This is a genomic window from Methylibium sp. T29 (assembly GCF_000576205.1).
GTDB classification, from domain to species: Bacteria; Pseudomonadota; Gammaproteobacteria; order Burkholderiales; family Burkholderiaceae_C; genus Methylibium; species Methylibium petroleiphilum.
Genome location: NZ_AZND01000033.1, coordinates 1 through 25,081 on the forward strand (window position 1 = coordinate 1; position 25,081 = coordinate 25,081).

General features: G+C 65.3%; 19 protein-coding genes and 9 pseudogenes. 15 read left to right on the forward strand and 13 right to left on the reverse strand.

All coding sequences use genetic code 11. The annotated features are described in order from the left end of the window. Together x551_RS25785 and x551_RS06745 are read left to right on the forward strand one after the other, a co-directional pair. Positions 1-930: hypothetical protein (locus x551_RS25785; protein WP_216701306.1), on the forward strand; the 930-nt coding region annotated here is incomplete at its 5' end. Then, on the forward strand, positions 882-2,255 hold the full coding sequence (locus x551_RS06745; protein WP_036247934.1) for a hypothetical protein: 1,374 nt from the start codon (positions 882-884) through the stop codon (positions 2,253-2,255). The genes x551_RS25785 and x551_RS06745, both read left to right, overlap by 49 nt. A gap of 3 nt (positions 2,256-2,258) precedes the next feature. Here the strand turns inward: x551_RS06745 and x551_RS25065 are convergent, their stop codons facing one another. From x551_RS25065 to x551_RS25070, 3 genes are all read right to left on the reverse strand, one after another. Next, positions 2,259-2,525, reverse strand: a complete 267-nt coding sequence (locus x551_RS25065; protein ID WP_152543438.1) for a hypothetical protein — start codon at positions 2,523-2,525, stop codon at positions 2,259-2,261. Next, positions 2,518-3,114: a type II toxin-antitoxin system HicB family antitoxin gene (locus x551_RS24150; RefSeq protein ID WP_161727983.1), complete on the reverse strand. Its 597-nt coding sequence runs from the start codon at positions 3,112-3,114 to the stop codon at positions 2,518-2,520. Before x551_RS24150 ends, x551_RS25065 begins: the two co-directional genes overlap by 8 nt. A gap of 81 nt (positions 3,115-3,195) precedes the next feature. Beyond that, positions 3,196-3,420, reverse strand: a complete 225-nt coding sequence (locus x551_RS25070) for a hypothetical protein (RefSeq protein ID WP_152543439.1) — start codon at positions 3,418-3,420, stop codon at positions 3,196-3,198. A gap of 503 nt (positions 3,421-3,923) precedes the next feature. Between x551_RS25070 and x551_RS24160 the strand changes: the two genes are divergently transcribed. Further along, positions 3,924-4,718 carry a class I SAM-dependent methyltransferase gene (locus x551_RS24160; protein ID WP_081771246.1) on the forward strand — a complete coding sequence of 265 codons (795 nt, stop codon included), beginning with the start codon at positions 3,924-3,926 and terminating at the stop codon, positions 4,716-4,718. A gap of 46 nt (positions 4,719-4,764) precedes the next feature. Here x551_RS24160 and x551_RS06760 read toward each other — a convergent pair whose 3' ends face one another. The 8 genes and pseudogenes from x551_RS06760 to rimP all read right to left on the reverse strand — a co-directional run bounded on the left by x551_RS06760 (position 4,765) and on the right by rimP (position 14,236). Continuing rightward, positions 4,765-5,001, reverse strand: coding sequence for a hypothetical protein (locus x551_RS06760; RefSeq protein WP_036232487.1), 237 nt, complete (start codon positions 4,999-5,001; stop codon positions 4,765-4,767). 73 nt (positions 5,002-5,074) lie between these two features. Continuing rightward, positions 5,075-5,967, reverse strand: a pseudogene (locus tag x551_RS06765) (DMT family transporter). 16 nt (positions 5,968-5,983) lie between these two features. Continuing rightward, a pseudogene (typA, locus tag x551_RS06770) lies at positions 5,984-7,815 on the reverse strand (translational GTPase TypA). After that, positions 7,812-8,799, reverse strand: a pseudogene (truB, locus tag x551_RS06775) (tRNA pseudouridine(55) synthase TruB). Before truB ends, typA begins: the two co-directional pseudogenes overlap by 4 nt. 49 nt (positions 8,800-8,848) lie before the next feature. Next, a complete protein-coding gene (rbfA, locus tag x551_RS06780; RefSeq protein WP_036232486.1) occupies positions 8,849-9,241 on the reverse strand; it encodes a 30S ribosome-binding factor RbfA in 393 nt (130 codons plus the stop codon). Positions 9,242-9,321: 80 nt separating this feature from the next. After that, positions 9,322-12,166 (reverse strand): annotated as a pseudogene (infB, locus tag x551_RS06785) (translation initiation factor IF-2). Positions 12,167-12,227: 61 nt separating this feature from the next. Continuing rightward, positions 12,228-13,706: a transcription termination factor NusA gene (gene nusA / locus x551_RS06790; RefSeq protein ID WP_011829517.1), complete on the reverse strand. Its 1,479-nt coding sequence runs from the start codon at positions 13,704-13,706 to the stop codon at positions 12,228-12,230. Then, a complete protein-coding gene (gene rimP, locus x551_RS06795) occupies positions 13,703-14,236 on the reverse strand; it encodes a ribosome maturation factor RimP (protein ID WP_036232485.1) in 534 nt (177 codons plus the stop codon). The genes nusA and rimP overlap by 4 nt, the downstream gene beginning before the upstream one ends. 249 nt (positions 14,237-14,485) lie before the next feature. On the opposite strand from rimP, the pseudogene fabI reads away from it, so the two are divergent. After that, positions 14,486-15,270, forward strand: a pseudogene (fabI, locus tag x551_RS06800) (enoyl-ACP reductase FabI). A gap of 42 nt (positions 15,271-15,312) precedes the next feature. Here fabI and x551_RS06805 read toward each other — a convergent pair. Further along, positions 15,313-17,572, reverse strand: a pseudogene (locus tag x551_RS06805) (arginine/lysine/ornithine decarboxylase). A 163-nt stretch (positions 17,573-17,735) separates the two neighbouring features. Between x551_RS06805 and x551_RS06810 the strand changes: the two are divergent. The 5 genes and pseudogenes from x551_RS06810 (at position 17,736) to x551_RS27895 (ending at position 20,424) form a co-directional block, all read left to right on the forward strand. After that, entirely contained in the window at positions 17,736-18,164 is a 429-nt protein-coding gene (locus x551_RS06810) for an NfeD family protein (RefSeq protein ID WP_036232484.1), read from the forward strand. A 26-nt stretch (positions 18,165-18,190) separates the two neighbouring features. After that, positions 18,191-19,106 (forward strand): annotated as a pseudogene (locus x551_RS06815) (stomatin-like protein). Positions 19,107-19,113: 7 nt separating this feature from the next. After that, the gene (locus tag x551_RS06820; protein WP_036232482.1) at positions 19,114-19,470 is read left to right on the forward strand and encodes a DUF2237 domain-containing protein; all 357 of its coding nucleotides are present in this window, start codon (positions 19,114-19,116) and stop codon (positions 19,468-19,470) included. A 158-nt stretch (positions 19,471-19,628) separates the two neighbouring features. Further along, a complete protein-coding gene (locus tag x551_RS06825; RefSeq protein WP_011829524.1) occupies positions 19,629-20,030 on the forward strand; it encodes a hypothetical protein in 402 nt (133 codons plus the stop codon). Between the two features lie 259 nt (positions 20,031-20,289). Next, positions 20,290-20,424: a hypothetical protein gene (locus x551_RS27895; protein WP_255343793.1), complete on the forward strand. Its 135-nt coding sequence runs from the start codon at positions 20,290-20,292 to the stop codon at positions 20,422-20,424. Positions 20,425-20,470: 46 nt separating this feature from the next. Here x551_RS27895 and x551_RS06835 read toward each other — a convergent pair whose 3' ends face one another. Beyond that, positions 20,471-20,821, reverse strand: coding sequence for a hypothetical protein (locus x551_RS06835; protein WP_152543441.1), 351 nt, complete (start codon positions 20,819-20,821; stop codon positions 20,471-20,473). A gap of 174 nt (positions 20,822-20,995) precedes the next feature. Here x551_RS06835 and x551_RS06840 point away from each other — a divergent pair. The 6 genes and pseudogenes from x551_RS06840 to x551_RS06855 form a co-directional block, all read left to right on the forward strand. Beyond that, positions 20,996-21,978: pseudogene (locus tag x551_RS06840) on the forward strand (MDR family oxidoreductase). A 184-nt stretch (positions 21,979-22,162) separates the two neighbouring features. Further along, positions 22,163-23,410, forward strand: coding sequence for an integrase arm-type DNA-binding domain-containing protein (locus x551_RS06845; protein ID WP_343252116.1), 1,248 nt, complete (start codon positions 22,163-22,165; stop codon positions 23,408-23,410). A gap of 71 nt (positions 23,411-23,481) precedes the next feature. Beyond that, the gene (locus tag x551_RS25075) at positions 23,482-23,826 is read left to right on the forward strand and encodes a hypothetical protein (RefSeq protein ID WP_152543442.1); all 345 of its coding nucleotides are present in this window, start codon (positions 23,482-23,484) and stop codon (positions 23,824-23,826) included. Beyond that, positions 23,799-24,155 carry a hypothetical protein gene (locus x551_RS06850; protein ID WP_152543443.1) on the forward strand — a complete coding sequence of 119 codons (357 nt, stop codon included), beginning with the start codon at positions 23,799-23,801 and terminating at the stop codon, positions 24,153-24,155. The genes x551_RS25075 and x551_RS06850 overlap by 28 nt, the downstream gene beginning before the upstream one ends. Positions 24,156-24,176: 21 nt before the next feature. Then, positions 24,177-24,779 (forward strand): hypothetical protein, encoded by a 603-nt coding sequence (locus tag x551_RS25080; RefSeq protein WP_152543444.1) that lies wholly within the window; start codon positions 24,177-24,179, stop codon positions 24,777-24,779. Between the two features lie 66 nt (positions 24,780-24,845). Next, positions 24,846-25,081 (forward strand): annotated as a pseudogene (locus x551_RS06855) (hypothetical protein); the annotation flags it as partial.

Consider the following 25,081-nt stretch of genomic DNA (forward strand, 5'->3'; position numbering starts at 1 on the left):
TTGCACGCCGACCTGCTGGTGCTGATGGAGGGTCTCCCCGCTTCGGTGAACTACCGCGATCTGACCGTCGCTGACTTCCGATCCGTCCGTGACCGTGTGGATGCCGTGTGGTCCCTGGCCCGCTCGACTCGCATGATCGAGATCGACGGCCAGATGGTCGAGATCAACGGCGCGGCCGAAGCCCTGGCGGAACGCCTCTCTGGAGAGCCGCAGGCGAAGCGCGAGCGCATGGTCGGCACGAACACCCAGCTCGACCTGCGCATGCGCCTGGCAGGCATGCGTGCGGCCCTGCGGCGCGTGGAGTTCTGGGCCGATGCGCGTGATGGCGGCAACACCGGCCCGTTCCGCACCTACGTCTGGCAGCCGGTCAGTGAAGCAGTGACCCGTTACCGCACCCAGCGCAACGACTACGTGAATCGCTTCCTGGCGCTACTGAAGACCATCGAGCCCACCCTCAAGCCCGGCAAGATCGCTGCGCCCGAACTCGCCGACGGCATGGTGTTCGCCGACCGCTCGGCACTGCTCCATGCGCTGCTGCACACCGGCAACGAGAGCAACCTGCGCAAGCTGCTGCTTGGCTATCAGTGGGCGACCGAGCGCCCCGACGGATCGTTCGACACGACCCGCTGGGACAACTTCCTCAAGCGCATGCACGCGGAGAAGCGCATCACCAAGGCCGACTGGGACTTCGTGCAGGCGACGTGGAACCTGCTGGAGGAGATCAAGCCCTTGGCCCAGGCCGCCCACAAGCGCATGTTCGGCCACTACTTTGCGGAGATCACCGCCGAGCCCGTGCAAACCCCGTTCGGCGAACTCTCGGGCGGCTACGTCCCTGCGATCACCGACAGCTGCTGGTGCCCGAAGCGAGAACGCACGGCGCCATGGACGACCTGCTGGCCGGCCAGAACAGCCCGATGTTCCCGGCCGTGACACGCGGCTTCACGAAAGGCCGGATCCAGAACTACACCAAGCCTCTGGCGTTGGATCTGCGGATGCTCCCGGCTCACATCGACAAGGTGGCACGCTTCGCCACGCTCGGCCCGGTCCTTCGGGACGCCGCTCGCCTGGTGACGCGCAATCGGACCTTCCGCTCGGCCATGGATGCCGTCGACCCCACCGCAGTCGAGAGCATGATCGTCCCGTGGCTCAAGCGGACAGCGACCCAGACCCTGAACAAGGCCCCGGAGACGCAGGCAGACCGGGCCGTGGCACGCATCGCCAACCGAGTACGGAACCGCACCGGCCTGCTGCTGATGTCGGCGAACGTCGTGAACACGCTGCAGCAGTTCACCGGTCTGAGCGTCGCTGCATTGAGGGTGCCACCTCGCTACCTGGCCGCGGGGCTCATGGAGTACGTGAGAAGCCCTGCGAAGTCGGCCGCCGCGATCAATGGTCTGTCGGAGTGGATGCTCCACCGATCAGACAACAGCGCCCACGATGTCGACCGCACGATCGAGGACATGCTCACCAACCCGAACGCCCTCCAGAAGGTCGAGCAGCTCGGCACGAGGTACGGCTATGTCCTGCAACAGGCCGCACAGAACTTCCTCGATCGCGTGGTCTGGATCGGTGCCTACAAGGACGCCGAGTCCCACGGTGTGAAGGGAGCGAATGCAGTCCGCCAGGCCGACAGCGCGGTGCGGATGACCCAGAGCAGCTTTGCGCCGGAGGATGCGTCCAAGGTGGAGCACGCAGGAGCCTTCACGCGGCTGTTCCTGCAGTTCGCGTCCTACTTCAATGCGCAGGGCAATCTGCTAGCAACGGAGGCGCAGAACGCTAGCGGCCCGGCACGGCTTGCTCTTGTCTACATGCTGGGCTTCGCAGTGCCCGCCTTCCTGGCCGACGTGATCGCCAAGGGCATGCGTGGGGATCTGGACGACGACGACGGGGACGAACTCGCCGTCAAGCTGCTCGAATCGTTCTTCCTGTCGCAGGCTCGCTATGCCCTGGCGATGGTTCCTGTAGCGGGTCAGGCGGGGAACGCTGCAATCGGACAGTGGACGCCAGAGCGCTTCGATGACCGCATCGGTGCGAGTCCGACCTACAGCGCGATCGAGGCCACCGTGAGAGCCCCGAGGAGCATCTATCGGGCGATCGATGGCGAGGGCAATCCGAAGGCTGCGGTGCGCGATGGCTTGACTGCCGTCGGAGTGCTCACCGGGCTACCCACGGGGCCGCTCGTCCGACCGCTGGGGCATCTTGCCGATGACGAGCGGGACGAGGTGACGCTGCAGGGGTTGGTGACGGGGCGGTGATTTTCAGCCTGCTTTCGCTTTCGGTGAAAGCTTCGAAGCATCAACAACAAGTGGCCCTGGCTGCGGCGAGCGCTGCAGCCCGATGCCTCCGATGGAGACGACAGCAACGGGGTTGACGCTCTCCGGACGGTCTGCGGATTCACCGGCATTGCCTGCCCCGAATCCAAAGTTCACAAGGATCATCCACAAGCCTTCAGTGATGCCTTGATCGCGCAGCATCAACTCGATGAGTTCGTTGTGCTTATAAACAACTTGAGTGACTTCAGCCATAGTTCACCAGTGCGGGGAGTGCCTTCGTGTGAGGGAAGGAAATGTCCATTAGGACGGGCAACGAACCCGGAGCATTGCTTCCGTTTGCGATTTTCATCATCTGTGCTTCGATCAAGCGGTTAAGTCCGCCACTCGAAGTGCGAATCCACTTGACATCGTAGAAGCACTTTTCAGCTTCTCCTCGGAGCGCAGAGAGAGCCATGTCCAGCCCGTCTCTCTGGCCTAAAAATGTGGCAATGGCTGTTACCAGCAATTGGTTGACGCTGACCCCTTCAGTGCAAGCACGCTCCGACGCCATACGGTGAAGCGTTCGTGGCACTCGCAAAGCAATCCTCCCGCTGTGGTCGCTCGCATCGATGGGTTCAGGAATCCTATGCCCAGAGTCAACCGCAGCCGCGATCCAAGCGACAGCTGCTGCATCAAGTGCGGTCAGCGTTTCTTCAGCTGTTTCACCTTCAGCGAAACAACCTGGCAGCTCATGAATTGAGGCCGTGTATCCGCCCTCTGGATCCGGAATGAGGCGACGTGCGTAGGCCTTCTGCACAAGCGTCAAGGCCAAGTCCTTACTCGTCAACTTGTCCGGGTTCATCGTTGCTTTCATCGGTCTCGCCATGTTGATCTAAATACTGAGTCCAAGCGTCAACATCGTCTAGGAGGGCGTCAATGACGCTCATAGCAGTTCGTCGCTTGAGCACTGGGTGCGCAGGGATTGATAGCGGCGGATTGAGGGCCGGGTCGAGCTTGCGGACATACGTCGGTTCATTGGTGAACCCAGTTTCCTAACGCGCTTCAGCTGAAGCGCAAGCCGAATGAGCTTGCGTGGCTTGATCCCGATGGGATTGGATCGAAGCTCCGACAGTTCTACCTTGATTTTCGCCAGCTTCTTGTAGTTCATGATAGTGCGGGCGATATCACCCCTGTCAAGCCCGGGCGAGCACTATCGCACAGCAAGCTCGGTCCAGACGACAAATCGCGACCGCGCCACGCACACGTTGTGCACACGCCCTGCACACGACAACCCCGAAACCCGCATGGATGCTGCTTTTTCGCAACGATCCATCATCGGCGCGACCGACAGGCGCCACGGATTCCACTGCCGATCCGAAGTGAGGTCTCGTTCCACTGAACTACCAGAAGGGTTGGGTGCAGGGCGCTGGACCCGCACGGTGCCTGCATTGTCCCAGTTGTGCAGGTGGCTGATGCGCAAGGCTCACGGTTGCCCGAGAGACTAGGTCATGCCCTCGGCAGCGGCTGAGTGACAAGGCACTGACGAACGTCTGACGCGCAACTGCACGTCAGCCGAAAACCCAGGAAGCTCGCTAGTCTGTATCCCGTACTAAAAACCGTCGCAAATACAGCGACAGGAATAACTGTCGCCCGGTATTTCAAGGAATACTCATGCAGATCATTCAACCATGGGCACTTCCGGCACGGCCGGGCGAAAGCGCCGCTGAATTGCAATCACGCCGCGATCACGCCTATTTTCAGCGGGAGACCGCGGCGAATGGGGCGTGGTTGGAGCGGCTTGGCGTGCAACTGTCGTTCGCCGGCAAGAGAGTGCTCGAAATCGGCTGCGGACATGGTGCGCTGTCGGTGCACGCGGCCCAGGCTGGCGCCTCATCGGTGCTGGGAATCGATCTGGACGACGATCGCATCGCGTTCGCCGGCGCGAACCTCAAAGCCAATTTCGGAAAACTTCAGGGCCGGGTTCGCTTCCAATCGATCGATATTGCCGAGCTGCAAGGTGAATTCGATCTGATCATCAGCAAAGATACCTTCGAGCACGTCGAACAGCTCGATGCGATGGTCGGTCACATATTCCGCCTGCTGGCCCCCGGCGGAGTGCTGGCAGCCGGGTTTTCGCCGTTCTATTTCAGCCCCTGGGGTGACCACGGTCGATTCAAGCTGAGGTTACCGTGGCTGCACGCCATACTGCCGGAGGCATGGCTATGTCGCAGAATATCTGCGCATTGCGGCAAAACCATTCGATCGGCCATGGATCTGGGCCTCAACAAGCTCCGGCCCGAGCAGTTGCAGCGCTATCTCGGAGCGCGAGACTGGGCCGCCACCGAGATTCGCTACAACCGCGGGCGCAGCCCCCTGCTTCCGGTCTTCAACCTCCTGAGGAAGATCACACCGCTCGAGCGGTTCTTCACCGTGGGGGTCTACCTGCGTGCCATCAAGAAATCCTAGCGTCTGCCGCCGCGATCCGGCGCAGGCGCTAGGTCGGCACCGCGAGTCAGACATCGAGCGTGTAAACCCTGGCGGCCTGTCGCTCACCCTCGCTGTGGCCGGCGAGCGCCGCCTCCCACAGCGCGCCGGCGGCATCGCTGGGCAGCAACCCGCTGGACATCACCGCCACCTCCTCAGAGGAAGCGTCGAACTCGGCGAGTTGCCTGCGCTCGGCGTCGAAGAGCCGCGCCAGCATCATGCCATCCGACTCGATCAGCACCAGGAAACGGGCAGGCTTCTGCATTTCGGTGACTCCTGCGAGTTCGTCGTATCGACAGACTAGCAGCTGGCTGCCGCTGCGCCGAGGCCGGTCCTGCTCAGCGTCGCAGCCTCAGGGCCAGCACTTCGTTGACGACCAGCGCGCCGAGCACCAGCGCTCCGCCCGTCAGCGTGCTCGGCCCCGGTCGCTCACCGGCCCCGAGCCAGGCCCAGCTCACACCGAACAGCACCTCTAGCAGGCCCAGCAGCGCGATCTCCGGTGCCGGCAGTTCGCGGGTCAGCCGCACCACGAGCAGGCAGGGAATGGCCAGTTGCACGGCACCCAGCAGACCGAGCAGCCCGAGGTCGTGGCCCGAGGCCTGCAGCGGCCAGGCGAGCGGCAGCGCCACGACGGCCGACAGCAGCCCACCGATCAGCACGGCCGGCAGCATGTCCTGGGTGGCCACTGCGGCTTCGTCGGGATCGGCCGGACCGTGGCTGGCGTACTGCAACACCGTCCAGTTGGTGGCCGCCGCCAGCGGCACCGTCAGCGCGATCAGGGTACCGGTGAGCGACATGCCCGCTCCCGCCTCCTGGCCGAACATCCAGGCGATGCCGATGCCGCCGACCGCGATCGCGATCCAGGTGCGCGCCGGCAGCCGGTGGTGCAGGAAGATCCGCGCGAACAGCGCGGTGATCAGCGGCCCGATCGCCATCGTGACCAGCACGTTGGCCACCGTCGTCAGGGTGATCGCCACCATGAAGGCAGTGAACATCGTCGCCCAGCACAGTCCCGATGCCCACACCGGCCAGGGCGCACGCAGCAGGCCGCGCCACAGCGCCGCGCCCCGCATCGCGCTCAGCGCCACCGTGAGCGTCAGCGCGTTGAACAGCTGCGCCAGAAGGTCACCTCGAAGCTGCGCGCAGCGTCCAGGTGACGAGTGACGACACCGGCGATACTCCAGAGGAGCGTCACCACGATCATCAGCGTGACCGCGCGTCCGTGTGTCATCGGCCCCGGCAAGGACTCAGGCGGCTTCGCGCGACGCGCGCTTGCGCTCGTGTTCCTTCAGGTGGCGCTTGCGCAGCCGGATCGACTTCGGGGTGATCTCCACCAGCTCGTCGTCGGCGATGAACTCCACCGCGTACTCGAGCGACAGGATGATCGGCGGCGTGATCTTGATCGCATCTTCCTTGCCGCTGACGCGGAAGTTGGTGAGCTGCTTGGCGCGCACCGCGTTGACCACCAGGTCGTTGTCGCGCGAGTGGATGCCGACCAGCATGCCTTCGTACACCGGGTCGCCGGCCTTGACGAACATGCGCCCGCGGTCGTCGAGTTTGCCGAGCGCATAGGTCACGATCTCGCCGTCGTCCTGGCTGATCAGTACTCCGTTCTTGCGGCCCTCGAGCTCGCCCTTGTAGGCTCGTAGCCGTCGAAGATGTTGCTGATGAGCCCGGTGCCGCGGGTCAGGTTCATGAACTCGTTGGAAAAGCCGATCAGGCCGCGCGCCGGAATGCGGTACTCCAGGCGCACGCGCCCCATGCCATCGGGCTCCATGTTCACCAGATCGGCCTTGCGCAGCCCCAGCGCCTGCATCACCCCCCCCTGGTGCTGTTCCTCGACGTCGGCGGTCACCAGCTCCATCGGCTCGTGGCGCTCGCCGTTCACCTCATGGAACACCACGCGCGGCTTGCTCACCGCGAGCTCGTAGCCCTCACGGCGCATGTTCTCCAGCAGGATGGTCAGGTGCAGTTCGCCGCGGCCCGAGACCTCGAAGATGCCGTCCTCGTCGGTGTCCTTGACGCGCAGCGCCACGTTGCTCTGCAGCTCGCGGTCAAGCCGGTCGCGCAGCTGACGGCTGGTGACGAACTTGCCTTCGCGTCCAGCCAGCGGCGAGTTGTTGACGCAGAAGTTCATCGTCAGCGTGGGCTCGTCCACCTCCAGCATCGGCAGCGGCACCGGATCGTCGATGTCGGTCAGCGTAACGCCGATGCCGATGTCCTCGATGCCGTTGATCAGCACGATGTCGCCGGGGCCGGCCTCGGTGGCCTGCACGCGCTCCAGACCGTCGAACTTCAGCACCTGGTTCACGCGCGCCTTGAACGGGATGCTGTCCTCGCCGGAGAAAACCGCCACGTCCTGCATCGGCTTGAGCGTGCCCTGATTGATGCGTCCGATGCCGATGCGGCCGACGAAGGTGGAGTAATCGAGCGAGCAGATCTGCAGCTGCAGCGGGCCTTCGGGATCGCCTTCGTGCGGCGGCACGTGCTGCAGGATGGCGTCGAACAGCGGCGCCATGTTCGTCCCTACCTCGCCGGGCGTCGTCGACGCCCAGCCGTTCAGGCCGGAGGCGTAGATGATCGGGAAGTCGAGCTGTTCCTCGGTGGCGCCGAGCTTGTCGAACAGGTCGAAGGTGGCGTTGATCACGTAGTCGGGCCGCGCGCCGGGGCGGTCGACCTTGTTGACGACGACGATGGGCTTCAGGCCCAGCGCCAGCGCCTTCTTCGTCACGAAGCGGGTCTGCGGCATCGGGCCTTCCACCGCGTCGACCAGCAGCAGCACCGAATCGACCATCGACAGCACGCGCTCGACCTCGCCGCCGAAATCGGCGTGCCCGGGGGTGTCGACGATGTTGACGTGGGTGCCCTTCCACTCGACGGCACAGTTCTTCGACAGGATCGTGATGCCACGTTCCTTTTCGATGTCGTTGCTGTCCATCACGCGCTCGGCGACCTTCTCGTTCTCGCGGAAGGTGCCGCTCTGGCGCAGCAGCTGGTCCACGAGCGTGGTCTTGCCGTGGTCGACGTGCGCGATGATCGCCACGTTGCGGATCTGGCGGGCGTTGTTGCTGGTCGTCATGTCATGCTCACTTGCTTGGATTCGGTAAGGGGCGCAGCGGTCGCGGTGTCGGCGGCAGGGCTGGCGTCGATCAGCGCCTGCACTTCAGGCGGGCTCAGCAGCCGGCCGGGGATCAGTTCTCCGGCCTTCACGTGGGCGCTGCCGAGGAAGGCACGCGGCTCGGGGCCGTATACCCGCACCGCGGCGCAATCCACAGCCTCGACGCGGCGACGCAGGCCGGACAGGAAGCGGCCGGCCTCGTCAGCCGCCAACCGCACGGCAGGCCAGTCGGCCACCAGCACGTCGGGTGGCAACAGGCGCTGCTCGCGCAGCACGGGATCGAGCGCCTGCAGCGCGTCGATGGTGATCGCGCCGTCCAGTTGCACCGGTCCGCTGGCCACCCGGCGCAGCGCGCTCAGGTGGGCGCCGCAGCCGAGCGCACGGCCCAGGTCTTCGGCGAGTGTGCGGATGTAGGTGCCCTTGCTGACGCAGACCTCGATGTCGAGCTCGTCAGCGTGCCAGCGCAGGATGTCCAGCCGATGAATCACGACTCGCCGCGGGGTGCGTTCGACCTCGACGCCGGCGCGCGCGTATTCGTAGAGTGCCTTGCCCTCGTGCTTGAGCGCCGAATGCATCGGTGGCAGCTGCATCGTCTCGCCGGTCAGGGCGGTGCAGGCGGCGTGCAGCGCCGCGTCGTCGAAGGACACCGGGCGCGTCTCGATCACCTCGCCCTCGCCGTCGCCACCGATGCGCGTGACGCCGAGCTTCAGCGTCGCACGGTAGGTCTTGTCGGCATCCAGGCTGGCCTGAGAAAACTTGGTGGCCGCGCCGAAGCACAGCGGCAGCAGGCCCGTCGCCAGCGGATCGAGGGTGCCGGTGTGCCCCCCTTCTCGGCGCGCAGCATGCCCTTGACCTTCTGCAGCGCGTCGTTGCTCGACCAGCCAGCGGCTTGTCGAGCAGCAGCACGCCGTGCAGCGCACGGCGCGGTGCACGCGGCTCGCGCACGGCTTGCGGCACGCGGCGGGGTGGACGGTTCAGCGCAACCGGGTTCACGTCAGGCCTCGGTGGCACCCGGTTGATCGTCCGCGTCCTTCGCCCGGGTCGCGTTGGCCTCGTGGATCAGCGCGTTGAGGTCGGCCGCACGCTCGGTGGTACGGTCGAACTGGAAATGCAGTGTGGGCACGGTGTGGATCTGCAGGCGCTTGAAGAGGCTGTTGCGCAGGTAACCGGCGGCCTCGTTCAGCGCGGCGGCGCTCTCGGCCGGATCGCCGATCAGCACCGAGAAGAACACCTTCGCGTGCGCATAGTCGGGCGTGACCTCGACCGCCTGGATCGTGACCATGCCGATGCGCGGGTCCTTGAGCTCACGGATGAGCCCGGCGACGTCGCGCTGGATCTGGTCGGCCACGCGCAGGCTGCGGTTGGGAATGGCGCGCTTGTGCTTCATGATGGGCTCCTGAACGACCCCTCAAGCACGAACCCCGCCGACTTTCGAGGGCGGGGTCCGTGCACGAGGCCAACTCCGCCTTACAGCGTTCGGGCGACTTCCTTGATCTCGAAGACTTCCAGCTGGTCGCCCTCTTTGATGTCGTTGTAGTTCTTCAGCTTGATGCCGCACTCGAAGCCTTCCTTGACCTCGCGCACGTCGTCCTTCATGCGGCGCACCGACTCGATCTCGCCGCTGTAGACCACCACGTTCTCGCGCAGCAGGCGGAAGCGTGCGTTGCGACGCACGATGCCGGAGGTGACCATCGAGCCTGCCACCGTGCCGATCTTCGAGGCCACGAACACCGTGCGGATCTCAGCGGTGCCGATGAGCTCTTCCTTCTGCTCCGGCGCCAGCATGCCCGTCATCGCCGACTTGATCTCGTCGACCGCGTCGTAAATGATGTTGTAGTAGCGCAGGTCGACGTTGTTGCCCTCGGCCAGCTTGCGCGCACCGGCATCGGCCCGCACATTGAAGCCGATGATGACGGCCTTCGACGCGATGGCCAGGTTGACGTCGCTCTCGCTGATGCCGCCCACCGCTGCGTGGACGATCTGCACCTTGACCTCGGCCGTGCTGAGCTTGAGCAGCGAGGCGCCCAGCGCCTCCTGCGAGCCCTGCACGTCGGCTTGATGATGAGCGGTAGCGTCTGCACCTCACCCTGGCCCATGGTCTCGAACATGTTCTCGAGCTTGGCGGCCTGTTGCTTGGACAGCTTCACGTCGCGGTACTTGCCGGAACGGAAGGTGGCGATCTCGCGCGCACGCCGCTCGTCGGACAGCACCATGAACTCGTCACCGGCCTGCGGCACCTCGGTCAGGCCCTGGATCTCGACCGGGATCGACGGGCCGGCCTCGGTGGCGGGCTTGCCGTTCTCGTCGAGCATGGCACGCACACGACCGTAGGTCGAACCGGCCAGGACCACGTCGCCACGCTTGAGCGTGCCCGACTGCACCAGCACCGTCGCGACCGGGCCGCGGCCCTTGTCGAGCTGCGCCTCGATCACCAGGCCCTTGGCGGGCGCGGCAACCTGCGCCTGCAGTTCCAGCACCTCGGCCTGCAGCAGCACCTGCTCCAGCAGCTCGTCGATGCCTTGACCGGTCTTGGCTGACACCTGCACGAAGGGCGAATCGCCGCCGAAGTCTTCCGGGACCACCTGCTCGGCGATCAGTTCGCTGCGCACGCGCTCCAGGTTGGTGCCCGGCTTGTCGATCTTGTTGATCGCCACGATCAGCGGCACCTCGGCCGCCTTGGCGTGGTGGATCGCTTCCTTGGTCTGCGGCATCACGCCGTCGTCGGCCGCCACGACCAGGATCACCAGGTCGGTGGCCTTGGCGCCGCGCGCCCGCATCGCCGTGAAGGCTTCGTGGCCCGGGGTGTCGAGGAAGGTGATCATGCCGCGCGGCGTCTCGACGTGATACGCGCCGATGTGCTGCGTGATGCCGCCGGCCTCACCCGCCGCCACGCGCGTGGTGCGGATGTAGTCGAGCAGCGAGGTCTTGCCGTGATCCACGTGGCCCATCACCGTGACCACCGGAGCGCGCGGCTCCAGCGGCACGTCGGTCACTTCCACGTCGTCCTCGAGGAAGGCATCCGGGTCGTCGAGCTTGGCCGTGAAGGCCTTGTGACCCATCTCTTCCACCAGGATCATGGCGGTTTCCTGGTCGAGCTGCTGGTTGATGGTGACCATCTGACCCAGCTTCATCAGTTGCTTGATGACCTCGGAGGCCTTGACCGACATCTTGTGCGCCAGATCGGCGACGCTGATGGTCTCGGGCACGTGCACCTCGTAGACCTGAGCCTCGGCCGGCGCGGTGAAGTCGACGGGCTGTCGCCACGGTCGCCGCCGCGACGCCCGCCGCGCGGTGCCTTCCAGCCGCCACGGCCGCCGGCATCGGGGCGTGCTCCGCCGCGCAGCGCGGCGCGCTTCTTCGCGGCGTCGTCGGCCCAGCTCGACGACAGCTTCTCGGACTTGACCGACTTCTTGTCGCCCGGCTTGGCGGCACCCGCAGCGCCTGCTGCCGCCGGGGCGCCCGGCTTGGCGGTGGGCTTGTGGATCGTGCCCTTGATGCCTTCGGCCGGCTTCGGCTCCTCGGGCTTCTTCGCCACGAGCACCTTCTTCGGCGCGTTCATCATCGCGCGGATCGCGGAGGCCTCGTCCTCGGCGGCCTTGCGGCGCTTGGCGAGGTCGGCGGCCTTCTGCTTCTCCTCGGCTTCGATGTCGGCGGCCTTCACCACGCGCAGCGCGGGCTTGGGCGGTTCGGCCGGAGCGGCCACCGCCGGCGCAGTGTCCGGCGCGGCGGCCTTGACACCGGTCGCTTCGACCTTGGCCGGCACCACCGGTTCGGCGGCAGCGGCCTCCAGCGCAGCGGCTGCAGCTTCAGCCGCGGCACGCTGGCGCGCCTCGGCGGCCTCCCGCTCGGCCTGCTCCTGGGCCTCGCGCGCACGGCGCTTCTCGGCCAGATCCTCTTCCTGGCGGCGCAGCAGCTCGGCCTGACGGCTGGCTTCTTCTTCGCGCTTCTGCAGTTCGGCTTCGTCGATCACCGGTGCGGCAGCCGTCGTCTCTTCAACGGCAGCCGGCGCATCGTCGCGCCTGATGAACGTGCGCTTCTTGCGCACTTCGACCTGGATGGTGCGGGCCTTGCCGGAGGCATCGGCCTGCTTGATCTCGGTGGTCGATTTTTTTGTCAGCGTGATCTTCTTGCGCTCGGCGCTCCCGGTGCCGTGCGAGGAGCGCAGGAAGTCGAGCAGGCGCTCCTTGTCGGCTTCGGTCAGCGCGTCGTCCGTGGACGCCTTCGCGACGCCAGCGGAGTGAAGCTGCTCGAGCAGCGCCGCAGCCGGGCGATTCAGCTCGGCGGCAAACTGTGCGACGGTAGTCACAGCCATTGTGGAGTGTCCTTGGTGTATCGGTGCGAACGGTGATGCGGAGTGCGGTGCGGGCGGCGCTTCAGGCAGTGAACCAGTGCTCGCGCGCCTTCATGATCAGGGCCTTCGCCTGCTCGTCGGCCACGCCGGTCAGCTCGGTCAGTTCGTCGACCGCGAGATCGGCCAGGTCGTCGCGCGTGTGGATGCCGCCTTCGGCCAGCCTGGCGATCAGCTCGGCATCGAGCCCCTCGAGGTCGCGCAGATCCTGCGAAACGCTTTCGAGCTTCTCTTCCTGGGCGATCTCCATCGTCAGCAGCGCGTCCTTGGCCCGCGTGCGCAACTCGTGGACGGTGTCCTCATCGAAGGACTCCATCTCCAGCATTTCTTGCAGCGGCACGTAGGCCACTTCCTCGAGGCTGGTGAAACCCTCGGCGATCAGGATGTCGGCCACCTCGGCATCGACGTCGAGCTTCTCGACAAACAGCTTGCGGATCGACTCCGATTCGGTCGCCTGCTTGTCCTGCGACTCCTCGGCGCTCATGATATTGATGCGCCAGCCGGTCAGCTCAGAAGCGAGGCGCACATTCTGGCCGCCGCGGCCGATGGCGATGGCGAGGTTCTCCTCGTCGACCACCACGTCCATCGCATGCTTCTCCTCGTCGACCACGATCGACTGCACATTGGCCGGCGCCAACGCGCCGATCACGAACTGCGCCGGATCGGCCGACCACAGCACGATGTCGACACGCTCGCCAGCCAGTTCGTTGGTGACGGCATTGACGCGCGAGCCGCGCACACCCACGCAGGTGCCGATCGGGTCGACCCGCTTGTCGTGCGACAGCACGGCGATCTTGGCGCGCGAACCTGCATCTCGGGCGCAGCTTTTGATCTCGAGCAGGCCCTGCTCGATCTCCGGAACCTCGTGGCGGAACAGTTCCACCATGAAGCCAGGTGCGCTGCGCGACAGCATGATCTGCGGCCCGCGTTGCGTGGTGTCCACTTCCGTGATGTAGGCGCGAACGCGGTCGCCGGTGCGGAGGTTTTCCTTGGCGATCAGCTCACTTCGCTTCAGACGCCCCTCGACCCGGCCGCTCTCGACGACGAGGTCGCCCTTGTCGAGGCGCTTGACGGTGCCGACGAAGATCTTGTCGCCGCGCGACAGGAAGTCATTGAGCAACTGCTCGCGCTCGGCGTCGCGCACCTTCTGCAGGATCACCTGCTTGGCGGCCTGCGCACCGATGCGCCCGATCGACACCGACTCGATGGCTTCCTCGATGTAGTCGCCTTCCTCGATGTCTTCGATGCGGTCGCGGGCATCGGTCAGCAGTTCCTCGGCGTCGGCGTTCTGCAGGCCGGCGCTGTCGGGCACGACGAGCCAGCGGCGAAACGTTTCGTACTCGCCGGTGTCGCGGTCGACCGATACGCGGATGTCGACCTCGCCGCCATGCAGTTTCTTGCTCGCCGAGGCGAGCGCCGCCTCGACGGCCTCGAACACGACATCACGCTCGACGCTCTTCTCGCGAGCGATCGCATCCACAAAGTCCAACAGATCGCGGTTCATTGTTCGTAACCTCCGGGTACCTGCGCCGCGGGCTCGGCTTGCTCCTTGCCCTTGCGGCCCTTGAAGTCCACGACCGGCACGAGCCGGGCGTCGCGAACTTCCTCGAGCGTGAATCCCAAGACCTGATCCTGCTTGCCGTCGTTGAAATGCAGTTCCCACGCCTCGCCGGCCGCTGCGAGCACGCCCTGGTACTTTTTGCGACCTTGGAACGGCAGCTTCAGCGTGATGTCGATCCGCTCACCGGCGAAGCGGGCGTAGTCGGCCGACTTCTTCAGCGGGCGGTCCAGGCCGGGCGAGGAGACCTCGAGCCGCGAGTAATCGCAGTTCTCGACCTCCAGCACATACTGCAATTGGCGGGTCACCTTCTCGCAGTCCTCGACCGTCACGAATTCCCCCGGACCACCGTCGTAGACCTGTCCCGGCACCCGGTCGATGAATACGCGCAGCAACCCCTGCGAGCCCCGCTCGCATTCCACCAACTCATAACCGAATCCGGTCACGGTTTTCTCAACGGCTGCCTGCCAACTCATCGACTGAAGGTTCCCGGGTTGAAACCCGCTCCATGAACTGCAAAAAGGAACGTCCGCAAAAACAATCGAACAAAAAAAAAGGGCTGGAATCTCCGGCCCAATTTCTTGTCTGGCGAAATCTGGTCTAGCGAAGCGGGGATTGTAGCGTGGGCACGCACTACCGGCAAGCATCGGGGGTGTCAAGAGCATGGCGGAGCCACGCCGCCGTGCCAGAATTTCGGGCTGCAAACAGTGGGATGGAGACATGACATGGGCTTTCTCGCCGGCAAGCGGCTGCTGATCACCGGACTGCTGTCCAACCGCTCGATCGCCTACGGCATCGCCCGCGCCTGCCGGCGCGAAGGCGCTGAACTGGCGTTCAGCTATGTCGGCGAGCGCTTCAAGGAGCGGACCACCGAATTCGCCCGTGAGTTCGACTCCAGCCTGATCTTCGACTGCGACGTCGCCGAAGACGCGCAGATCGACGCGATGTTCCAGCAACTCGCCCTGACCTGGCCCCAATTCGACGGTTTCGTCCACTCGATCGGCTTCGCGCCGCGCGAGGCGATCGCCGGCGACTTCCTCGACGGCCTGAGCCGCGAGGCCTTCCGCATCGCCCACGACATCTCCTCGTACAGCTTCCCGGCGCTGGCCAAGGCGGCGGCGCCGCTGCTGACCCCGAAGGCCGCGTTGCTGACGCTGACCTACCTGGCGCCGAGCGGGTCGTGCCGAACTACAACACCATGGGCCTGGCCAAGGCCTCTCTGGAGGCCAGCGTGCGCTACCTCGCCGGCAGCCTGGGCCCGCGCGGCGTGCGCGTCAATGGCATCTCGGCCGGGCCGATCAAGACGCTGGCGGCGTCGGGCATCAAGGGCTTTGGCAAGATCCTCGACGTGGTGGAGAACAATGCGCCGCTGCGCCGCAATGTGACGATCGACGACGTGGGCAACGTTGCGGCTTTCCTGCTCAGCGACCTGGCGGCCGGCGTGACAGCCGAGATCACCTATGTCGACGGCGGCTTCAGCCGGGTCGCCAGCGGCATGACCGACGCCTGATCCCTGTTGCCGGAGGCGATCGATCGTCTCCGGACGCTGACCTCACTGCTTCACGCAGTCCACGGCGTAGCGGCGCTCGCCGCTGTCGGTTTCCTCCTCGACCAAACCGTGCACATCGGTGTCGAAACCGGGGAATCGACGGTTGAAGTCGCGGGTGAAGCGCAGGTAGTCGACGATCTTCTTGTTGAAGCGCTCACCCGGGATCAGCAGCGGGATGCCCGGTGGATAGGGTGTCAGCAGCGAGGTGGTGATGCGCCCTTCCAGGCTCTCGATCTCCACTCGCTCGGTCTTGCGGTGCGCGATGTGGGCGTAGGCCTCACTGGGCTTCATCGCCGGCTGCAGGTCCGACAGGTACATCTCGGTGGTCAGCCGGGCGATATCGCCCTTGACGTAGGCCTCGTGGATGCTCTGCGCCAGGTCGCGCAGCCCCATGCGCTCGTAGCGCGGGTGGGCGGCGCAGAACTCCGGCAGGATGCGCCACAGCGGCGCGTTCTTGTCGTAGTCGTCCTTGAACTGCTGCAGCGCGGTCAGCAGCGTGTTCCACCGACCCTTGGTGATGCCGATCGTGAACATGATGAAGAACGAGTACAACCCGGTCTTCTCGACGATCACGCCATGCTCGGCCAGGAACTTGGTGACGATCGAGGCCGGGATGCCGGTCTTGGCGAACTTGCCGGCCACGTCGAGTCCCGGCGTCACAAGCGTCGACTTGATCGGGTCGAGCATGTTGAAGCCTTCGGCCAGCGGACCGAAGCCGTGCCACTTGGCGTCGGCCTTGATCATCCAGTCCTCGGGCTTGCCGATGCCGTCCTCGGCCAGCTTGTCGGCCCCAGACCTTGAACCACCAGTCCTTGCCGAATTCCTTGTCGACCTTGCGCATCGCACGCCGGAAGTCGAGCGCTTCCTGGATGCTCTCCTCCACCAGTGCGGTTCCTCCGGGGGGCTCCATCATCGCCGCCGCGACGTCGCAGCTCGCGATGATCGCGTACTGCGGCGACGTCGAGGTATGCATCAGATAGGCTTCGTTGAACAGGTGGCGGTCGAGCTTGGTGTTCTGGGCATCCTGCACCAGCACCTGAGAAGCCTGGCTGATGCCGGCCAGCAGCTTGTGCGTCGACTGCGTGGCATAGACCACCGCTTCCTTCGGCCGCGGACGGTTCTTGCCCATCGCGTGGTAGCTGCCGTAGAACTTGTGGAAGGCAGCGTGAGGCAGCCAGGCCTCGTCGAAATGCACTGTGTCGATCCAGCCGTCGAGCAGTCCCTTGATGGTCTCGGTGTTGTAGAGCACGCCGTCGTAGGTGCTTTGCGTCAACGTCAGGATGCGCGGCTTGACGGTGGCCGGGTCCACATGCGCGAGCAGCGGGTTGGCGGCAATGCGCTTGCGGATCGCCGCGGGCTCGAACTCGGCCTTCGGGATCGGGCCGATGATGCCCAGGTGGTTGCGCGTCGGCGGCAGGAACACCGGCACCGCGCCGGTCATGATGATCGCGTGCAGGATGGACTTGTGGCAGTTGCGGTCCACCACCACCACGTCGTCGGGCGCCACGGTGTGGTGCCAGACCATCTTGTTGCTGGTGCTGGTGCCGTTGGTGACGAAGAAGCAGTGGTCGGCGTTGAAGATGCGGGCCGCATTGCGCTCGCTCTGAGCCACCGGGCCGGTGTGGTCGAGCAACTGACCGAGCTCGTCGACCGAGTTGCAGACGTCGGCGCGCAGCATGTTCTCGCCGAAGAACTGGTGGAACATCTGCCCGACCGGGCTCTTCAGGAACGCCACGCCGCCGCTGTGGCCAGGGCAGTGCCAGGAATAGGAACCGTCCTGCGCGTAGTCGACCAATGCCTTGAAGAATGGCGGCGCCAGTCCGTCGAGATAGCTCCTGGCCTCGCGGATGATGTGGCGGGCCACGAACTCGGGCGTGTCCTCGAACATGTGGATGAAGCCGTGCAGCTCGCGCAGCACGTCATTGGGCAGGTGTTGCGAGGTGCGGGTCTCGCCGTAAAGGTAGATCGGAATCTCCAGGTTCTTGCGGCGGATCTCGCGGATGAACTGGCGCAGGTTCAGCACGGCCGGCGCGAGTTCGGGCCCCTCGTGGGTGAACTCGTTGTCGTCGATCGACAGGATGAAAGCACTGGCGCGGCTCTGCTGCTGGGCGAACTGGCTCAGGTCGCCGTAGCTGGTGACGCCCAGGATCTCGAAGCCTTCCTTGACGATCGCGTCCGCCAGCGCACGGATGCCCAGTCCGGAGGTGTTCTCGGAGCGAAAGTCCTCGTCGATGATGACGATGGGGAAACGAAAGTGCTGCATCTGGAGGCCTCCGGCGGGCGCTGCTGGCGGGACCACCCCGCTCAAGGAAGCGCGGAGTTTAGGGCTACATCTGCAACGGCTTGATGAGCCAGGGCACGAAACGCTGCGTCGTACACTGAATGCAACATTGTTCGTCAGACGCAAGCACATCCGAGGAGGCCCGATGGACTGGAGTGCCGCCACCTGGTGGTGGATCGCGAGCGGCGCGCTGGTCGCGGCCGAGCTGACCACCGGCACCTTCTACCTCCTGATGCTCGCGCTGGGCTTCGTGGCCGCGGCCTTCGCCGCCCATGCCGGCTTCGGGTTCAGCGTCCAGATGCTCGCGGCGGCCCTGGTCGGCGGCGGCGCGGTGATCGCCTGGCACCTCAAACGCCTGCGGCGGCCCCCCGCTGCGGCGGCCAGCGCCGACCGCAACGTCAACCTCGATATCGGCGAGCGCGTGCATGTCACCGAGTGGCAGGCCGACGGTTCGGCCATGGTCAGCTACCGCGGTGCGCAGTGGAGCGCGCGCTACGCCGGCGATGGCGCGCCGTCGCCCGGCGAGCATGTCATCCACGCCATCGACGGCTCCCGCTTGCTGCTGGTTCGCTGATTCCCCTTCCTCCTTCAGGGATCCCCATGGAAATCGTCGCCATCGTCTTCTTCGTCATCGCCATCATCTTCATCGCGCGCTCGATCAAGGTCGTGCCGCAGCAGAGTGCCTGGGTCGTGGAGCGGCTCGGCAAGTACCACGCAACGCTCGTTCCCGGCCTGAACTTCCTGGTGCCCTTCGTCGACCGCCTCGCCTATCGGCATTCGCTGAAGGAGATTCCGTTGGACGTGCCGAGCCAGGTCTGCATCACCAAGGACAACACCCAGCTCACTGTCGACGGCATCCTCTACTTCCAGGTCACCGACGATGCGTGCCAGCTACGGCGCGTCCAACTACATCCTCGCGATCACCCAGCTGGCCCAGACCACGCTGCGCAGCGTGATCGGCAAGATGGAGCTCGACAAGACCTTCGAGGAGCGCAACGCGATCAACGCCGCCGTCGTCCACGCGCTCGACGAGGCGGCGCTGAACTGGGGCGTCAAGGTGCTGCGCTACGAGATCAAGGACCTGACGCCGCCGGCCGCCATCCTGCACGCGATGCAGGCCCAGATCACCGCTGAGCGCGAAAAGCGCGCGTTGATCGCGGCCTCGGAGGGCCGGCGCCAGGAGCAGATCAACATCGCCACCGGCGAGCGCGAAGCCTTCATCGCCCGCTCCGAGGGCGAGAAGCAAGCCGAGATCAACAACGCACTGGGCGAGGCCGCCGCGATCACCGCGGTCGCCGAGGCGACCGCCGGCGCGATCCGCCAGATCGCCGCGGCGATCCGCGAACCCGGTGGCGAGCAGGCCGTGCAGCTGAAGGTGGCCGAGCGCGCGGTCGACGCCTACAGCCAGCTCGCACAGAAGAACAACACCATGATCGTGCCGGGCAACATGAGCGAGGTCTCGGCGCTGATCGGCACGGCGATGACACTGTTCAACAAGGGCGTGCCGGCGAAGTGAGCCGCCCATGGCCCTGAACGTGCTCGGCGAGACGCTGCGCCCCTGCTCCTACGATCCGCTGACCGGCTACTTCCGAGACGGCTGCTGCAGCACCTCGGCCGAGGATCTCGGCACGCACGTGATCTGCACCCGGGTCACTGCCGCTTTCCTCGCCTTCTCGCGCGAGCGCGGCAACGACCTCGTCACACCGCGGCCGGAGTGGCGTTTTGCCGGCCTGAAGCCAGGCGACCGCTGGTGCCTGTGCGCCCTGCGCTGGAAGGAGGCGCTCGAAGCGGGTGCGGCGCCGCCGGTCGTTCTGGACAGCACGCACGAGCGCGCCCTGGCCTACGTCTCGCTGGAGCAGTTGCAGTCCCACGCGTTGTGAGCGGCCGGAGCGCGGACCACCCCTGCACGTAGGCGCATTCCGACAAGCGCCCTGCCCGACGGCCGACGGCTGGCGCTGACCCGCGCCGGCAGGAAAGACCGGGCACGCTGGTTACGCTTTTGCCCATGTCAACGACCACGTGGGAAAGGACCCTGCGTATGCAAGAAGAAAACAATCTGCAGCCGCTGCAACTGCAAATCGCGGCCCTCCGGGCGGCCGAACCTGCCGCCGACGGGGCGGCCATCCTGTTGAAAGCGGACGCCTTGCTTGCCGGCGAGCGCCGCAGTCTGGCCATCGCCATCATGCGGGACCTTGCCCCGCTGGTCGCCGTGACCTTGCTGGCCAAGGCAGCCGAAGCCGGAACCGTGCCTGGCGAAGCAAACGCTCCCCCCGTGCCGCCGGCACTCGAGTGTCTGGGCATTGGCGCGGTGGCTGCGCAGGACCCGACGCGCGTGCGATTGCACTTGCAGTTCGACAACGGGCTGATGCTGCCGGCTGAAATGTCCAAGGAGGCCGCACGCGCCTTGATTCGTGGGCTCGAATCGGAACTGAAGAGCTGACACTCCTCTCCCCCATCGGAGCTACCCCCTATCGGGACGCGCCCATGGCAAGGATCGCCGAAGCTTCGGCACCGCGGTGATGTCCGCTTTCCCGGGAGCTTCAATGTCCCTGTCTCATGCAAAGTCGCGACCGTTCGGCGCGAGTGACGTGCCTCCTGCGAGCCCGACTGCCGGCAGCAGCGAGAGCGAAACGGAATCCTCGGGTTGGCTCGCTTCGTCGTTCGACCTGAAGTTGGGACTCGATGTCTGCGAGCGCCCCTTGGACAGCCTCCCCAGCGACCAACTGGAGGCGCTGATCCAGCAGGCCGTCAACCGCGAGCAGACGGCCGCTCGCGTGAACAGCGTTTATGCGGACCAGCGCCGCAACCAGCGGCGCCGCGAAGACCGCAGCTGAAGCGCGCTACGGTCTCGCAAGTTCGCATGGACGTCCGCCTTACGGCTCAGCGCGTCTGCTTCTTGAAGGCATCCTGCAACTCACCGGGCAGGGTGTCGATCGGGTGCTCGATCACGGTGAGGCCACTGCGCAACTCGAACGTCGAATCGATCCAGTCGCCTTCATCGCCCTGCTCGGGCTCGCTCAGATCGAGATCGACCGCCAGCGAATTCAGTGGCCGGATCGGCTTGGCAGGAGGCGGAGGCCGGCGTGGCGGCCCGGAACTGTACGCAGCCATCTGGTTGCACCCATGGGGAGTGTGCGTAGACTGAAGCTTAACGCCGTTGGGCCGGATCGCACAGCCGCTTGCGCCGCAGAGCCGGAAGACAGGCTGCCCGAATGGGTCGAACGCAGTCATTCACCCTGCGTAGTAGCATCTTCGCAGGGAGTCCTCCACTCATCCGCGGATTAGGCGCACGGGGTGCCCAGCACCTCCAGTTCTGGCATGAGCGTAGATAGTTTGGCCCTGCCCCCGAGCCGTCGCTCTGCCGAGACGCGGCTTGATGCATGCCACTACCGGAGGAGTTTCCCCATGTTCCGCGCCGTTTTCCTGCAGAAGTCCGATACCGCCGTCCTCACCGAAGTCCGAGAACTTTCTGAGGACCGCCTGCCCGAGGGCGACGTGCTCGTCGCTGTCGACTACTCCACCATCAACTACAAGGACGGCTTGGCGATCACCGGCCGCTTCCCGGTGGTGCGCCAATGGCCGATGGTGCCGGGCATCGACCTCGCCGGCACCGTGGAGTCGAGCGCGAACCCCCGCTTCAAGCCGGGCGACAAGGTGCTGATCAACGGCTACGGCCTCGGCGATGCACACTGGGGCGGCCTGGCCCAGAAGGCTCGTGTCAAGAGCGAGTGGTTGATCCCGGTGCCGAGCCCGTTCTCCACATTGAACGCGATGGCCATCGGGACAGCCGGCTACACCGCGATGCTGTGCGTGCTGGCGCTCGAACAGCACGGCGTGCGCCCGGACCGCGGGCCCGTCCTGGTCACCGGTGCAGCCGGTGGTGTGGGGACGATCGCCATCGCGGTGCTCGCCAAGCTGGGCTTCGATGTGACGGCCTCCACCGGCCGGCTCGAGGAAGCGGCCTTCCTGCAGAAACTCGGCGCGAGCCAGGTCATCGACCGCGCCACGCTGGCCAGCGCCGGTGAGATGCTGGGCGAAGAACGATGGGCCGGCGCGATCGACACGGTCGGCAGCGCGACCCTCGCCAATGTGTGCGCAGCCACCCGGTACCGCGGCACGGTCACCGCCTGCGGGTTGGCCCAGGGCCTGGACTTTCCCACCTCCGTGCTGCCGTTCATCCTGCGCAACATCACGCTGTGCGGGATCGACTCGGTGATGGCCCCTACGAATTGCGCGCCGAGGCCTGGCAACGTCTGGCCCGCGACCTCGACGTGAAGAAGCTCGATGCCGTGACCCAGGTGCTCGGCCTGGACCAAGCGATTGCGACGGCCAACGACGTGCTGTCAGGCAAGGTGCGTGGCCGCGCAGTGATCGACGTGAATCGCTGATTGCGCGTCGTCATCGGAATGTCACTGGCGGAGAGAGCGGAATCTAACTGACCGTCCAGCGCAGTCCAGCCTGATCCAGCAAACCGGCCTGCAGCCCAATATTCACGCGGGTTCTACGATTTTGCTTGTCTAGCGCCGTCCAAGCGCATACATTCCAATCCATGTTTAAAACGTGGGTTGAATAGTGGGTACTTCGATTGGGCGGAGGGCGCTGCACAAGCTGTCGGCCAGGCAGGTCGAGGCTGCGAAGGCGCCCGGCTACGTCGGCGACGGTGGTGGCCTGTGGCTGCAGGTGAGCCCGACGGGGACCAAGTCGTGGGTGTTCCGGTTCACGCGGAACGGACGCGCCCGCGAGATGGGCCTGGGCGCCCTCCACACGGTGTCCCTGGCGCGAGCCCGGGAGAAGGCCCGCGAAGCGCGTGAGCTGCTCGTGGACGGCCTAGATCCTCTTGAGGCCCGGGCAGCCGAGCGACGCACCACGGATTCGAATGCCGCGCGAGCCGTCACATTCGAGGCCGAGGCCGAGGCCTACATCGAGGCACACCGCCACGGCTGGAAGAACGCCAAGCACGCCGACCAGTGGACGAACACGCTGGAGACCTACGCCTACCCGTTCATCGGCAAGCTGCTGGTCAGCGAGATCGACACCGCGTTGGTGATGAAGTGCCTGCAACCGATCTGGACGACCAAGACCGAAACCGCCTCACGAGTCCGGGGCCGCATCGAGTCCGTCCTGGATTACGCCACGGCCCTGAAGCATCGCAGCGGCGACAACCCGGCGCGCTGGCGCGGGCACCTGGATAACCTGCTGCCGAGGCCCACGAAGGTCTCCAAGACCGAGCATCACGCCGCCCTGCCCTACGCTGAGATCGGCGCGCTGATGAAGCTGATCCGAGCAGAGTCCGGGCTGTCGGCCCGAGCGCTGGAATTCACCATCCTGACCGCCACCCGCACCGGGGAGGCGATCGGCGCCCGATGGGCCGAGATCGATCTGGAGGGCGCGCTGTGGACCATCCCCGCCGTCCGGATGAAGGCTGACAAGGCGCACCGCGTGCCGCTGTCGAAGCGCGCGGTGAAGCTGCTTGAGGGCCTTTCCCGGTCGGGCCCGCTGGTGTTTCCTGGCCTGCGCGACGGTAAGGCGCTATCGAACATGGCGATGCTGACTCTGCTGCAGAAGCGGATGGGCCGGCCCGATCTAACCGTCCACGGCTTCCGCTCCACGTTCCGGGACTGGGCCGCCGAGACCACCAACCACCCGAGCGAGGTCGTCGAGATGGCCCTCGCTCACACGATCTCTGATGAGGTTGAGGCCGCCTACCGTCGCGGCGACCTGATCGAGAAACGAGCCAAGCTGATGCAGTCTTGGGCCGACTACTGCGGACGCATCCACACCGACGCGACCGTCACCCCGATTCGTGCCAAGAAGGCATGAAGCAAGCGCGGCCGGAAGGTGCTGTAACACCGACCGACCGCTGACCAACCCCGATCACAGGAGGATCGAAAATGGCTGACACCAATGCTACCGAACAATCAACGCAGCGCCGCGAGCGCCGCTACTACGTGCCCATGCCCATCAACGCCGGCGCACCGGGCGTGACATGGGCTAGGCATAGTCGTCGGACGGACGAGTATCGCGGCACTGCCGAAGCGCTCGCCGCCGCCGGCCTACTGGAGCTGGAGCGGTTTCCAGGCATGCCAGGACAGAATGCCGTATCTGCAGCGTACCGGCCTTTGGGTGTGTTGCCGGAAGCTGGCGAAAGGCATCAGACCTTCCCGGCTTTCAGGTGGTATATCGCTCTTCGACTGGGCGGTATCGGATCGTGCGCAATGTCGATCGCGAAGAAGTGAAGCGACGAACTGCAGAGCTTGCGTCTAAGGCTGAGCAACGACTAGCGGCTGAGCAACGACTAGCGGCTGAAGAGGCTGTGCTGCGAGAGTTGCCCAAGACCTTGCTTGCGTACTTGGCGCTGGCCATCAGCACCAGTGGCAGCCTGGAATCCGTCCGATGGCATTTCAACGAGCCAGGTTGGCTCGCGAAAAACGAAGTCACGAAGACGGCGCGACTTCAGGTTTTGTCCGGGTTGGAGTTGATCCAGATCGCAGAAATTGAGCGGTCGATCATCGGCCACGGGTTGGAGCAAGCAAAGCAGCTTCTTCAACGCTTCACGAATGCGTAGCGCGCACGTCCGCAACTACCAATGAAGGGCCTCGTCGCTGTCGAGCTAACGCAAGTACAGCGCTACATGCTGGCTTCGTTTGTCGAGATGATCGGCACGTACCTTGTTGATTCTGGCGTTGCGCGGCAAGGACCCGATCCAGCTTCGAAATTTGTATCGCTGTTCTCCACTCCACTTTCCAACGGCAATTCGCCGCTATGGCGCTCTCTCGGTCGCGGGTCTCGCGCCACCTGCAGAGGAGGTGCGACTTCCGTCATGTTGCGTCGAGAGCAAGCCGCCTGGTGGTGCCGGGCGCTCTTCGACTGGATGACGAGTCTCAGTCCCGAGCAGATTGCAACGGTCCCAGCCAAATATCGACTGGAATTTCTCCGTGATTTGGGCCGCACATGCGTACAGCTCGCGCGCGCCGCTGATTCGCGTCGCGGAAAAAGGCGGAAGTTCAACGCCTCCAAAGCGCTCGATGAGTACGAGCGCTTGAAAGCACTTCCCCGGTCGTCACGAGGGAGGCCCTTAGAGGCGGTCGCGCTGAAGCACAAGGTGTCTGTTGCCGCAATGTCGCGCGCGCTAAAGCAGGAGCGACGCAGACGCGAGATTCCATCGGCCGCACGCCTACTTTTAGGTTAAACGCAAATCGTTGAGCGGTGCCCCGCCAATCATGTCGTCATGTCCACTGACGACGCGAGGCGCCCGATGCAAACCACCCCGACCCGATACCCGGCCGACGCGATGGTGCGCGTCGAGCAGATCTGCGGAAACCCCAAGAAGGGCTCGCCTGGGCTTCTGCCCATCAGCCGCAGCACTTGGTGGAAGTGGGTCCAGGACGGTCACGTTCCGCCCGGTCGGAAGATCGGCGCTGGCGTCACCGCCTGGCCCGTCTCGGTCGTCCTGAACATCGGCGAAGCCTCCACGGATGTTGACGCCGACCG

Bases quoted from the DNA above. Each gene is read 5' to 3' on its own strand.
- x551_RS06745 (WP_036247934.1), top strand. From the start codon at position 882: ATGGACGACCTGCTGGCCGGCCAGAACAGCCCGATGTTCCCGGCCGTG.
- x551_RS25065 (WP_152543438.1), bottom strand. From the start codon at position 2,525: ATGGCTGAAGTCACTCAAGTTGTTTATAAGCACAACGAACTCATCGAG.
- x551_RS24150 (WP_161727983.1), bottom strand. From the start codon at position 3,114: ATGAACCCGGACAAGTTGACGAGTAAGGACTTGGCCTTGACGCTTGTG.
- x551_RS25070 (WP_152543439.1), bottom strand. From the start codon at position 3,420: ATGAACTACAAGAAGCTGGCGAAAATCAAGGTAGAACTGTCGGAGCTT.
- x551_RS24160 (WP_081771246.1), top strand. From the start codon at position 3,924: ATGCAGATCATTCAACCATGGGCACTTCCGGCACGGCCGGGCGAAAGC.
- x551_RS06760 (WP_036232487.1), bottom strand. From the start codon at position 5,001: ATGCAGAAGCCTGCCCGTTTCCTGGTGCTGATCGAGTCGGATGGCATG.
- rbfA (WP_036232486.1), bottom strand. From the start codon at position 9,241: ATGAAGCACAAGCGCGCCATTCCCAACCGCAGCCTGCGCGTGGCCGAC.
- nusA (WP_011829517.1), bottom strand. From the start codon at position 13,706: ATGAACCGCGATCTGTTGGACTTTGTGGATGCGATCGCTCGCGAGAAG.
- rimP (WP_036232485.1), bottom strand. From the start codon at position 14,236: ATGAGTTGGCAGGCAGCCGTTGAGAAAACCGTGACCGGATTCGGTTAT.
- x551_RS06810 (WP_036232484.1), top strand. From the start codon at position 17,736: ATGGACTGGAGTGCCGCCACCTGGTGGTGGATCGCGAGCGGCGCGCTG.
- x551_RS06820 (WP_036232482.1), top strand. From the start codon at position 19,114: ATGGCCCTGAACGTGCTCGGCGAGACGCTGCGCCCCTGCTCCTACGAT.
- x551_RS06825 (WP_011829524.1), top strand. From the start codon at position 19,629: ATGCAAGAAGAAAACAATCTGCAGCCGCTGCAACTGCAAATCGCGGCC.
- x551_RS06835 (WP_152543441.1), bottom strand. From the start codon at position 20,821: ATGACTGCGTTCGACCCATTCGGGCAGCCTGTCTTCCGGCTCTGCGGC.
- x551_RS25075 (WP_152543442.1), top strand. From the start codon at position 23,482: ATGGCTGACACCAATGCTACCGAACAATCAACGCAGCGCCGCGAGCGC.
- x551_RS25080 (WP_152543444.1), top strand. From the start codon at position 24,177: ATGAAGGGCCTCGTCGCTGTCGAGCTAACGCAAGTACAGCGCTACATG.